This is a genomic window from Sphaerotilus sp., from assembly GCF_041083715.1.
Classification (GTDB): domain Bacteria; phylum Pseudomonadota; class Gammaproteobacteria; order Burkholderiales; family Burkholderiaceae_C; genus Sphaerotilus.
In genome coordinates this window covers 1-10,758 of the sequence record NZ_JBFPGY010000127.1, presented here as the reverse complement: position 1 = coordinate 10,758, position 10,758 = coordinate 1, and the positions used below count along the sequence as shown (strand labels likewise).

11 protein-coding genes and 1 pseudogene are annotated in these 10,758 nt (G+C 73.5%); 9 read left to right on the top strand and 3 right to left on the bottom strand.

Features of this window, described 5'->3' with window-relative positions; genetic code table 11:
* The 9 genes from AB3X43_RS06025 to AB3X43_RS05985 form a co-directional block, all read left to right on the top strand.
* A partial coding sequence (locus AB3X43_RS06025; protein ID WP_369428962.1) for a LolA-related protein occupies nt 1–187 on the top strand: 187 nt, incomplete at its 5' end.
* Complete coding sequence (locus tag AB3X43_RS06020) at nt 184–2,580, top strand: MMPL family transporter (RefSeq protein ID WP_369428961.1); 2,397 nt, start codon at nt 184–186, stop codon at nt 2,578–2,580. The genes AB3X43_RS06025 and AB3X43_RS06020, both read left to right, overlap by 4 nt.
* A 49-nt stretch (nt 2,581–2,629) precedes the next feature.
* Nucleotides 2,630–3,442: a polysaccharide deacetylase family protein gene (locus AB3X43_RS06015; RefSeq protein ID WP_369428960.1), complete on the top strand. Its 813-nt coding sequence runs from the start codon at nt 2,630–2,632 to the stop codon at nt 3,440–3,442.
* Nucleotides 3,439–4,149: a class I SAM-dependent methyltransferase gene (locus AB3X43_RS06010; RefSeq protein WP_369428959.1), complete on the top strand. Its 711-nt coding sequence runs from the start codon at nt 3,439–3,441 to the stop codon at nt 4,147–4,149. The genes AB3X43_RS06015 and AB3X43_RS06010 overlap by 4 nt, the downstream gene beginning before the upstream one ends.
* Nucleotides 4,146–5,348 (top strand): beta-ketoacyl-[acyl-carrier-protein] synthase family protein, encoded by a 1,203-nt coding sequence (locus AB3X43_RS06005; RefSeq protein WP_369428958.1) that lies wholly within the window; start codon nt 4,146–4,148, stop codon nt 5,346–5,348. Before AB3X43_RS06010 ends, AB3X43_RS06005 begins: the two co-directional genes overlap by 4 nt.
* On the top strand, nt 5,348–6,184 hold the full coding sequence (locus tag AB3X43_RS06000; RefSeq protein WP_369428957.1) for a beta-ketoacyl synthase chain length factor: 837 nt from the start codon (nt 5,348–5,350) through the stop codon (nt 6,182–6,184). Before AB3X43_RS06005 ends, AB3X43_RS06000 begins: the two co-directional genes overlap by 1 nt.
* Nucleotides 6,181–6,648 (top strand): hotdog family protein, encoded by a 468-nt coding sequence (locus AB3X43_RS05995; protein WP_369428956.1) that lies wholly within the window; start codon nt 6,181–6,183, stop codon nt 6,646–6,648. Before AB3X43_RS06000 ends, AB3X43_RS05995 begins: the two co-directional genes overlap by 4 nt.
* Nucleotides 6,645–7,367: a 3-oxoacyl-ACP reductase FabG gene (gene fabG, locus AB3X43_RS05990; RefSeq protein WP_369428955.1), complete on the top strand. Its 723-nt coding sequence runs from the start codon at nt 6,645–6,647 to the stop codon at nt 7,365–7,367. The genes AB3X43_RS05995 and fabG overlap by 4 nt, the downstream gene beginning before the upstream one ends.
* Complete coding sequence (locus AB3X43_RS05985; RefSeq protein ID WP_369428954.1) at nt 7,364–8,752, top strand: cation:proton antiporter; 1,389 nt, start codon at nt 7,364–7,366, stop codon at nt 8,750–8,752. The genes fabG and AB3X43_RS05985 overlap by 4 nt, the downstream gene beginning before the upstream one ends.
* Here the strand turns inward: AB3X43_RS05985 and AB3X43_RS05980 are convergent.
* The 3 genes and pseudogenes from AB3X43_RS05980 to AB3X43_RS05970 all read right to left on the bottom strand — a co-directional run.
* Complete coding sequence (locus AB3X43_RS05980; protein ID WP_369428953.1) at nt 8,676–9,623, bottom strand: hypothetical protein; 948 nt, start codon at nt 9,621–9,623, stop codon at nt 8,676–8,678. The genes AB3X43_RS05985 and AB3X43_RS05980 overlap by 77 nt on opposite strands.
* A 123-nt stretch (nt 9,624–9,746) precedes the next feature.
* Nucleotides 9,747–10,532 (bottom strand): glycosyltransferase family 2 protein, encoded by a 786-nt coding sequence (locus AB3X43_RS05975; RefSeq protein WP_369428952.1) that lies wholly within the window; start codon nt 10,530–10,532, stop codon nt 9,747–9,749.
* A pseudogene (locus AB3X43_RS05970) lies at nt 10,529–10,758 on the bottom strand (1-acyl-sn-glycerol-3-phosphate acyltransferase); the annotation flags it as partial. The gene AB3X43_RS05975 and the pseudogene AB3X43_RS05970, both read right to left, overlap by 4 nt.

The following is a 10,758-nucleotide window of genomic DNA, read 5'->3' as shown; positions in this document are numbered from 1 at the left end:
GCTGCTCGGCGGCGCCGAGCGCTGGAGCCTGGACCTCGTGCCCCGCGACGCCCGGCTGCGCGGGCAGGTGGCGCAGGTGCGCGTCAGCGGCCGGCAGGGCCAGCTGCGCGAGGTGCAGATCACGATGACCGACGGCGACCGCTCGGTCATGCAGATCGAGCCGGTGACCGCCGAGCGCAACCCGTGAGCGGCCTGCGGTCCCGGGCGCTGTGGGCGTGGCTGGCGCTGATGGCGCTGGCGGTGTGGGGCTGCGTGCGGGCGACGTATGTGGCCGACCTGTCCGCCTTCCTGCCCGCGGCGCCGACCGGCGCGCAGCGTGTGCTGATGGCGCAGCTGCAGAACGGCGCGACCGCGCGTGTGCTGATGATCGGCCTGCGCGGCGGTGAGCCGGCGCAGCGGACCGCGGCCTCGCTGCGGTTGGCCGAGGCGCTGCGTGGCAGCGGCCTGTTCGAGGCGGTCCACAACGGCGACCACGCCGCGGACGCTGCCACCGGTGAATTCCTGTTCCACCACCGCTACCTGCTCAGCCCGGCGGTCAGCGCCGAGCGCTTCACGGTGGACGGCCTGCGCGAGGGCATCGCCGACACCGTCGCGCTGCTGGGCACGCCGGCCGGTGTGTCGATCAAGCCGCTGCTCTGGCGCGACCCGACCGGCGAGACGGTGCGCATGGCCGAGGCGATGCTGCCGGCCAACGCGCCGCGCAGCGACGGCGGCGTGTGGGTGTCGCGCGAACAGCCGCGGGCGCTGCTGCTGGCGACGGTGCGTGCCGACGGTGGCGATCTGGACGGACAGGCCAGGGCGCAGGCGCTGGTGCGCGAGCGCTTCGCGGCGCTGGCGGCCAGCGCGCCGAGCCTGACGCTGGAGCTGAGCGGGCCGGGCGTGTTCGGCGTCGCGTCGCGGACACGCATCCAGGGCGAGGTCGAGCGCCTGGCCACCGCCGGCACGGTGGCCATGGTCGCGCTGCTGCTGGTGGCGTTCGGCTCCTTGCGGGCGCTGGGCATCGCGCTGCTGCCGGTGGCCAGTGGCGTGCTGGCGGGCATCGTCGCGGTGGACCTCGGCTTCGGGCAGGTCCACGGCATGACGCTCGGCTTCGGCACCACGCTGATCGGCGAGGCGGTCGACTACGCGATCTACTACCTCGTGCAGGCCCGCGCGGGTGGCCATGCGCAGTGGCAGCGCAGCCGCTGGCCGACCGTGCGGCTCGGGCTGTGGACCTCGCTGGCGGGGTTCGCGGCGCTGGCATTGTCGGGCTTCGCGGGGCTGGCGCAGCTGGGCGTGTTCTCGATGAGCGGGCTGGTGGCGGCGGCGCTGACGACACGCCACGTGCTGCCCGTGCTCGCGCCGCGGGGCAGTCCGGGGCAGGGCCTGCGCGTGGCGCTCGGGCGGATGACGGCGGAGCTGTGCATGGCCTTGCCGCGCTGGCGCCGGCCGCTGCTGTCGTTGACGCTGGTCGCCGCCGGCCTGCTGGCGGTCTTGCCATCGCCGTGGCGCGGCACGCTGGCCGCACTGAGCCCGGTGTCGCCCGACGCACTGGCGCTGGAAGCCTCGCTGCGCGCCGACCTGGGTGCGTCCGAAGCCGGCACGCTGGTCGCCGTCGAGGCGCCGGACGAGGCCACCGCGCTGCAGCGCGCCGAACAGGCCGGCGCCCGGCTCGATGCGCTGGTGGCGCAGGGGGCCTTGCTCGGCTACGACTCGCCTGCGCGGCTGCTGCCGAGTCCGGCGACGCAACTGGGCCGCCGTGCCGCGCTGCCCGAGGCGGGCGTGCTGCGCGCGCGGCTGGCGCAGGCCGCCGAGGGCGGGCCGCTGCCGGTGGACAGGCTCGGCCCGTTCATCGAGGAGGTGCAGGCGCAGCGTCTGCTCGCGCCGGTCACGCTGGCCGGTCTGCGGACAGCCGCGCCTGCGCTGGCCAGCGCCGTGCAGGCACAGCTCACGCCGGGCGGGGCGGGGCGGCCATGGACGGTGCTGCTGAACCTGCAGGCGCCGGCCGCGGCCGGTGTGGACGCGGCGCGGCTGCGCAGCGCGCTGCAGGGTCTGCCCGACACCCGCGTGGTGCAGATCGGCGCCGAGCTGGATGCGCTCTACGCCCACTACCTGCAGCAGGCCCGCTGGCAGGCGGGCCTCGGCGCGCTGGCGGTCGTGGCGCTGCTGGCGTGGCACCTGCGCTCGGTGCGGCGGCTCGGGCGGGTGCTGCTGCCGCTGGTGGCCAGCGTGGTGCTGGTGCTGGCCGGGCTGACGCTGTCCGGACAGGCGCTGGGCATCCTGCACCTGGTGGGGCTGCTGCTGGTGGCCGCGGTGGGGTCGAACTACGCGCTGTTCTTCGACCACCTGCAGGCGGTGGCGGGCCTGGGCACGGCCGACGGCCCCGACGCCGACACGCTGGCCTCGCTGCTGATGGCCAACGTGACCACCGTCGTCTCGTTCGGCCTGCTCGCCACGGCGTCGGTGCCGGCGCTGGCCGCCGTGGGGCAGGCCGTGGCGCCAGGGGCGCTGCTGGCGCTGGCCTTGTCGGCCGCTTTCATGCCCATGCAGGGGCGGCATGGGAGAATCGACCGCACGCAGACCCCTGCGCAGCCCCGTTGATCCGTCCCTGTCCATGCCCGTCATGCCGCCGCCGCTTCGATCTCCGTCGATGCCTCCGACGCCCTGGCCGCTGCCGCCGCTGCTGCAAGCCAGCGCGGTCCTCCACCTGGGCGCCGTCCTGCTCCTGCTGAGCGCACCCGCCCGCTGGCCCTGGGTGCTGGCGGCGCTGGCGCTGAACCATGGCGTGCTCACCGCCTGCGGACTCTGGCCGCGCTCGACGGCGCTCGGCCCCAACCTGCTGCGCCTGCCCCCCGCAGCGGTCGCACGGCGTGAGGTGGCGCTGACCATCGACGATGGTCCCGATCCCGAGGTCACGCCCGCCGTGCTCGACCAGCTGGATGCGGCCGGCGCGAAGGCCACCTTCTTCTGCATCGCCGACCGCGCGGCGGCGCACCCCGCGCTGCTGCACGAGATCCGCCGCCGCGGCCACAGCGTGCAGAACCACAGCCAGCACCACCGCCACACCTTCTCGCTGCTCGGTCCGCGCGGCTTCGCCCTTGAGCTGGAGGCCGCCCAGGCCACCTTCACCACGCTGACCGGCGAGGCGCCGACGCTGTTCCGCGCGCCGGCCGGTCTGCGCAATCCCTTCCTCGCGCCTGTGCTGCACCGCCTGGGCCTGACGCTGACGAGCTGGACCCGCCGCGCCTACGACACCCGCACCACCGATCCGCAGCAGGTGCTCGACCGCCTGACCCGCGGGCTGGCTGCCGGCGACATCCTGCTGCTGCACGACGGCCACGCCGCCCGCCTGCCCGATGGCCGTCCGGTGATCCTGGCCGTGCTGCCGGCGCTGCTGGACACCTTCCGACAGGCCGGGCTGCGGCCCGTGACCGTTCCCGAGGCGCTGCGAACCACCCCATGAACACGACTTCGATGCCGTTGACGATGCTGCCTGCCGCCGACCTCGCCTGGCGCGCCCTGCTGGACCGCGCCAGCGCGCCGTACCGACCCGCCGGCCGCTACGCCTGGCAGTTCGCGCGCGGCAAGCTGGGGCTGGACCCGGTGTTCCGCCATCTGGTCGAGGCGGATCTGGTGCCTGCGGGGGCGCGGGTGCTCGACCTGGGCTGCGGCCAGGGGCTGCTCGGCAGTCTGCTGCAGGCCTGCGGACCGGTGCGCTACACCGGCATCGAGCTGCTGGCGCGGGACGCCGGGCGTGCACGTGCGGCGCTCGTGACCTCGGGCGCGACGATCGTCTGCGCGGACGTGCGGACGCAGGATTTCCCGGTGTCGGACACGGTGGTGCTCCTCGACGTGCTGCACTACCTGCCGGCCGCGGCGCAGGAGGCCGTGCTGGCGCGGGCCTGTGCGGCGCTCGCGCCTGGCGGGCGGCTGCTGCTGCGGGTGGGCGATGCCGAGGCGCATTGGGGATACGCCTTCAGCCGCTGGGTCGACCGGGTCGTGAGCCGTCTGCGGCGGGGCGCACCACCGGTGCAGGGCCGTCCGGTGTCGGCGTGGACCGAGCGGCTGTGCGCGCTGGGCCTGCAGGTCGAGGCGCGGCCGATGAGCCAGGGCACGCTGTTCGCCAACGTGCTGCTGGTGGCGCAGCGCCGCGAGGGAGCCGCTGCATGACGCCGTTGCCCAGAAGGCCCCTGCCCATCACCCACGCCACGCTCACCACCGCGCTCGGCGCCGGCTGCACGGCCCATGCCGACGCGGTGGCCGCCGGCCGCTCCGGCCTGCAGCCCTGTGTCTTCGGCGACGTGACGCTGCCCGGCTGGATCGGCGCCGTCGACGGGCTGGATGCCGTGGCCTTGCCCGCCAGCCTGTCCGACTTCGACTGCCGCAACCACCGCCTCGCCTGGCGCGGGCTGCAGCAGGACGGCTTCGTCCAGGCCGTGGCCGCTGCCCGCGCCCGCTGGGGCGCCCACCGCGTGGCCGTGCTGCTCGGCACCAGCACGTCCGGCATCCTCGACACCGAGCTGGCCTACCGCCACCGCGGCGCCGATGGTGTGCTGCCGGCCGATTTCCACTACGCGCAGACGCACAACACCTGCGCGCTGGCCGACTTCGTGCGCACCGCACTGGGCGTCACCGGGCCGGCCTGGGTCGTCTCCACCGCCTGTTCGTCGAGCGCCAAGGTCTTCGGCGACGCGGCGCGGCTGATCGACGCCGGCTGGGCCGATGCCGCCATCGTCGGCGGTGTGGACAGCCTGTGCCTGACGACGCTGTACGGCTTCCATTCGCTCGAACTGCTGTCGCCCGAGGTCTGCCGCCCCTGGGATGCCGGGCGCAGCGGCCTCTCGCTGGGCGAGGCGGCGGCGTTTGCGCTGCTGCAGCGCGAGGCGGTGCCGGGCCAGGCGCCAGCCGGCCACCTGCTCGGCGTCGGCGAGAGCAACGACGGTCACCACATGAGTTCACCCCACCCCGAAGGCCTCGGCGCCATCGCCGCGATGCGCCAGGCGCTGGCCGAAGCGGGCCTCGTGTCTGCGCAGATCGACTACATCAACCTGCACGGCACCGCCACGCCCAACAACGACGCCGCCGAGGACCGCGCGGTGAGCGCCGTGTTCGGCACGGGCGTGCCCTGCAGCTCCACCAAGGGCGCCACGGGCCACACGCTGGGCGCGGCGGGCGGCGTCGAGGCGGTGCTGTCGCTGCTGGCGCTGCGCGACGGGCGCATGCCGGGCGGGCTGAACCTGCGCGCTCGCGATCCGGCCCTGCATGCGGCTTACCTGACCGAGAACCGGCTGGCGCCACTGCAGCGGGTGCTGAGCAACTCGTTCGGCTTCGGCGGCTCGAACGCGAGCCTCGTGCTGGGGGCGGCGTGATGGCGGTGACAACCCTTTCCGTCGTGGTGCAGGGCGTTGGTCTGATCGGGCCAGGGCTGGTGTCGTGGGCGGCGGCGCAGGCGGTGCTGCAGGGCAGCATGGCTTGCCAGCCGGTGGCATCGGTGGTTCCGCCGTCGCAGCGGCTGCCGGCCGCCGAGCGCCGCCGTGCAGGGACCGCGATCAAGATCGCGATGGCGGTGGCCGACGCCGCTTGTGCCGATGCTGGCGTCGATCCGCAGACCCTCGGCAGCGTCTTCACCTCGTCCAGCGGCGACGGCACCAACTGCCACACGCTGTGCGAGACGCTCGCCAGCCCGAACCCCGCCGATCGGCTGGTGTCACCGACCCGCTTCACCAACTCGGTCCACAACGCGCCTGCGGGCTACTGGCACATCGCCGTGGGCAGCCGCGCCGCTTCGACCAGCCTGTGCGCCTTCGACGCCAGCTTCGGCGCCGGCCTGATCGCCGCGCTGACGCAGGTGCACGCCGCGCGCGCGCCGCTGCTGCTGGTGGCCAGCGACACGCCGTACCCCGAGCCGCTGCACACGCTGCGCCGCCTGCCCGACACGCTGGGCGTGGCGCTGGTGCTGGCGCCCGAGCCGGTGCCCGGGCTCCAGCCCGCGACTGGAGCCACCTTGCGCGTGGCGCTGTGTCCTGCCGATCAGGCGCCGCCGGAAACGCCGTGCCGCGAGGCCGCGCTGGAGACGCTGCGCCAGCAGATCCCTGCGGCGCGGGCGCTGCCGCTGCTCGAAGCACTCGCCCGAGGCGTGGCGGCCACGGTGGTGATCGCTGCGGCGCCGCCGCTGGTGCTCGTGATCGACGTGGTGCCGGCATGACCCCGGCCGCGGCACCACTGCTCGACGCGGCCGGCATCCGCGCGCTGGTGCCGCACGCCGGCCGCATGTCGCTGCTCGACACGCTGCAGGCCTGGGACGCGGCGACGATCCGCTGCACCGCCACCGGCCACACCGCACCCGACCACCCGCTGCGCAGCGCGGGCGGCCTGCTCGCGCCCGCTGCCATCGAATACGCCGCGCAAGCCGCCGCGCTGCACGGCGGGTTGACCGCATCGGCGTCCGGCACAGGGGTGCGGGGCGGCCTGCTGGCCAGTGCGCGCGCGGTGCAGTTCCACCGGCTGCGCCTCGACGATCTGCCCGGCCCGCTGACCATCACCGCCGAACGCCAGGCGGGCGACGCGCGCCAGTGGCTCTACGCCTTCACCGTCACGCACGGTGGCCTGCCCGTCGCCGAGGGCCGGCTGACGGTCGTCCTCGAACCCGAACCCGAGTCTTGCCCATGAAACGAGCCCTCGTCACCGGCGCCAGCGGCGACCTCGGTCGCGCCATCGCGCTGCGGCTGGCCCGCGACGGCCTGCACGTCATCGCCCACGCCAACACCCGCCTGTCGGAAGCCGAGGCCGTGGCCGCGCAGATCCGCGCCGACGGTGGCTCGGCCGAAGCCGTGGCCTTCGATGTCACCGATGCCGATGGCAGCCGTGCCGCGCTGACCGCGCTGCTGGAGGCCGGTCCGGTCCAGGTGCTGGTCAACAACGCCGGCATCCACGACGACGCCGTGTTCCCCGGCATGCGCGCCGAGCAGTGGCACCGGGTGATCGACGTCTCGCTGAACGGCTTCTTCCACGTCACCCAGCCGCTGACGATGCCCATGATCCGCACCCGCTGGGGCCGCATCATCAGCCTCAGCTCGGTCGCGGCCGTGGCGGGCAACCGCGGGCAGGTCAACTACGCCGCCGCCAAGGGCGCGCTGCACTCGGCGAGCAAGGCGCTGTCGATGGAACTCGCCAGCCGCGGTATCACGGTCAACGTGGTCGCGCCCGGCATCATCGCCTCGGCGATGGCGGACGCAGCGTTCGACGCCCAGGCCATCGCGCAGCTGGTGCCGGCCAAGCGTGCCGGCACGCCGGACGAAGTGGCCGCGCTGGTGGCCTTCCTGGCCGGGCCGGACGCCGGCTACATCAGCGGGCAGGTGATCTCGGTCAACGGCGGGATGGTCGGATGACGGTCGAGTCCGTGGCATTGGCGGCGTCCGCCGCGGCGCGCGTGGCCGGGGTCCATGCCACCGAGGCGCTGCTGTTCTCGGTGCTGATGCAGCTCGTCGTCATCGTGCTGGCCGGGCGACTGGGCGGGGTGGTGGCGCGGCGGCTGGGGCAATCGGCGGCGGTGGGCGAGATCGTCACCGGGCTGCTGCTCGGGCCGTCGCTGTTCGGGGCGCTGGCGCCGGAGCTGTTCGCGCTGGTCTTCCGCTCCAGCCCGCCGCAGACGCTGACCATCCTGTCGCAGATCGGCCTGTTGCTGCTGATGTTCCAGATCGGGCTGGAGTTCGACTTCGGCCACCTCGCCGAGCGGCGCAACCGGCGCGCGGTGTGGTGGGTGGCGCTGGCGGGACTGGTGGCGCCGTTCGGGCTGGGTGTCGGCTTCGCGTGGGGCTTGCCCGCGGTGTACCAGGTGGCCGGCGCGCCGCGGCTGGCGTTCGCGCTGTTTGTCGGCACGGCGTTCTCGATCACCGCGCTGCCCATCCTCGGCCGCATCCTGATCGAGTTCGACCTGACCCGCACGCCGCTGGGCGTCATCGCCATCAGCGCCGCCGCCATCAACGACGTGGTGGGCTGGCTGCTGCTGGCGCTGGTCACGGCGCTGAGCACCGCGGCGTTTTCGGCCGGTGCCTTCACGCGGGAGGTGGCGCTGGTGATCGGCTTCGGCGTGCTGTCCTGGGTGGTGGTCCGCCCGCCGCTGGAGCGCTTTGCCCGTGCCCGCATGGCGGCGGACGGCGGCACGCTCGGCCCGACCCTGATGGGTGTCGTCATCGCCGTGGTGTTCGCGATGGGCATGTGCACCTACCAGCTCGGCATCTTCGCGATCTTCGGCGGCTTCATGGCCGGCGTGCTGCTGCACCGCCAGCGCGACTTCGCCGACGCCTGGCAGGGGAAGGTCGGCAGCTTCGTGCAGGTGTTCTTCCTGCCGATCTTCTTCACCTACACGGGCCTGCGCACCGACATCGGCGCGCTGTCGAGTGGTGCGGCCTGGGGCTGGTGCAGCCTGCTGATCGCGCTGGCGACGCTGGGCAAGTTCGGCGGCTGTGCACTGGCGGCACGGGTGGCCGGGCTGTCGCCGCAGGCGGCGAAGCTGGTCGGCATCCTGATGAACACGCGCGCGCTGATGGAGCTGATCATCATCAACGTCGGCCACGACCTGGGCGTGATCGGCCGGGAGGTGTTCACGATGCTGGTGCTGATGGCGGTGTTCTCCACCATCGTCACCACGCCGATGCTGCGGCGCTGGCTGCCGGCCCTGCGCGGCGACCGGGTGCTCAGCTCAGGACCGGATTGCTCCCCGGCAGCGCCTTTGCAGCCGTTTTCGCCACGCCCGCAAGCTGTGAACCGGTGATGTCCGCGGCGCTCCAGCCGCGGTTGAGGTCGAGCCCGGTGAGCTGCCAGTCGTGCACCGGCAGGTGCGGGATGGGCTTGCGCAGACGCTCCTGGAAGCGCGTCGGCCACTCGATGCCCTGGAAATTCTGGAAGTCCGACACGTCCACCTCGGCGACCGCGCCGCGGGTGGACGCCAGCCCTTCCAGCGTGAAGCGCACGCGCCGCATCAGGCGGGTGCGCCGGTCGATGCACAGCACGAGCTGCTCCACCGGCGAGAAGCCCAGCCCTGGCACCAGCCGCACCATCAGCCGTTCGCAGGCGTAGTCGTCGACCTGCTCCAGGCCGGCCAGTTTCATCACCTGCGGCCGGTCGACCAGCGCGAGCGGGCCGAGGAGGAACAGCCGGTAGCTGTCGGCCACCAGCGCCGAGGCCTGGCGCAGCGGCTCGTCCGTGGTGGGGCGGCCGTTGTACCAGACCTGCACATCGCCGGCGACCGCGTCCTGGCCCATCCGGCGCACGACCTGCTTGTGGCCACTCGGGCCGATGTGGGTCTGGGCGATCAGGCCCTCGGCCGGCAGCAGCCGCTCCTGGGAGCTGCCGCGGAAACGGGTGTCGGTGAGTTCAGGCTGGAGGCGGCCGACCAGCGGGCGCCATTCGCCGCTGTAGCTCACGTTGAGATCCTTCACGCGGCGCCAGGCGGGCAGTCCGTGCGCGGCGGCGCAGTCGTTGAACAGGGCCAGCGCGGCCGGGTCGGTGGTTTCCTTGGCCTCGATCGGCGACAGCGGGGCCGATGCGCAGCCGCCCAGCGCCCCCAGCGCTGGCAGCAGCGGGGCAAGCGCGGCGGCGGCCAGAACGCGTCGGCGGGAGGGGTCGGCAGTGTCTCGGCTCATTCGGATCTCTTGGGTGGGTGGGCTGCCAGTGTGCCCATCGGGCGCAGACCTGACCAGCAGCACACCTGAAAGATTCCCGCAATTCGGTATCCGGAACGATGTCGAACCACGGGTGGCATCCGCTCAACGTTCGAGCAGGTGGAACGGCGGCCGCCGTCTCAGCCGTCGAGCCACCAGCCAGGGCAGGCGCAGCACGAATTCCAGCACCAGCCGGCTGTGCATCCAGGTCAGCAGCACGTTGTCGCGCACGTAATGGAAATGCGAGACGCCGCCGTCCTCCGGGCGCAGGTATTTCACCGGTGCATCCACATTGACTGGCGCGACGCCGCGCCACGCCAGCCGCACCACTGCTTCGGTGTCGAAGTCGAAGCGCCGCATCCATGGCTGGTGGCGCATCACCGCGATCAGGTCGGCGACCGGGTAGACACGAAACCCGTAGAGCGAATCGCCGATGCCGGCGCCCAGTGTTTCCAGATCGGTCCAGCCATTGGAGATGCGCCGCCCGCGCACGCGCAGCAGCGGCGCCGAGGCATCGAACACCGGCCGGCCCAGCACCATCGCGTCCGGCTGCACCTGCGAGCGCTGCATGAACGCGGGGATCAGGTCGGCCGGATGCTGGCCGTCGGAGTCCATCGCCAGGGCGTGGGTGATGCCCGCGGCGCGTGCGGCGAGCAGGCCGGTCAGCACGGCGGCGCCCTTGCCGCGGTTCTCGGGCAGCACGATCAGGTGGAGCTGCGGGTCCTGGGCCGCCATCGCGCGCAGACCGTCGGCGGTGCCGTCGTCGCTGCCATCGACGACGACCCAGACCGGCGCCCACTGCGCGCGGGCCTCGCGCACGGTGTCGTACACCTTGGCGCCGGTGTTGTAGCTGGGGATGATCACCGCGTGGGTGCGCGAGGGTGTGGTCACCGGGCGAGTTCCTTCGTGAAATAGGCTTGCAGCCGCTGGCGCAGGGCCTCGTGGTCGGTGTCGGGGGCGAAGCGCTCGCCCAGCCGCACGCGGAACACCACCGGCAGCGGTGGCAACCGCCACAGCGGCCAGCCTTTGCCGGCGTAGGGGGAGTCGGTCTCGATCAGCACTGTCTGGATCGGCACGCCTGCGCGCTGCGCCATCAGCGTGATGCCGGGCAGCAGCG

What these genes read in the sequence shown, in the direction of transcription:
- AB3X43_RS06015 (WP_369428960.1), top strand. Translation starts at nt 2,630, where the DNA reads ATGCCTCCGACGCCCTGGCCGCTGCCGCCGCTGCTGCAAGCCAGCGCG.
- AB3X43_RS06005 (WP_369428958.1), top strand. Translation starts at nt 4,146, where the DNA reads ATGACGCCGTTGCCCAGAAGGCCCCTGCCCATCACCCACGCCACGCTC.
- AB3X43_RS06010 (WP_369428959.1), top strand. Translation starts at nt 3,439, where the DNA reads ATGAACACGACTTCGATGCCGTTGACGATGCTGCCTGCCGCCGACCTC.
- AB3X43_RS05985 (WP_369428954.1), top strand. Translation starts at nt 7,364, where the DNA reads ATGACGGTCGAGTCCGTGGCATTGGCGGCGTCCGCCGCGGCGCGCGTG.
- fabG (WP_369428955.1), top strand. Translation starts at nt 6,645, where the DNA reads ATGAAACGAGCCCTCGTCACCGGCGCCAGCGGCGACCTCGGTCGCGCC.
- AB3X43_RS06000 (WP_369428957.1), top strand. Translation starts at nt 5,348, where the DNA reads ATGGCGGTGACAACCCTTTCCGTCGTGGTGCAGGGCGTTGGTCTGATC.
- AB3X43_RS05995 (WP_369428956.1), top strand. Translation starts at nt 6,181, where the DNA reads ATGACCCCGGCCGCGGCACCACTGCTCGACGCGGCCGGCATCCGCGCG.
- AB3X43_RS05980 (WP_369428953.1), bottom strand. Translation starts at nt 9,623, where the DNA reads ATGAGCCGAGACACTGCCGACCCCTCCCGCCGACGCGTTCTGGCCGCC.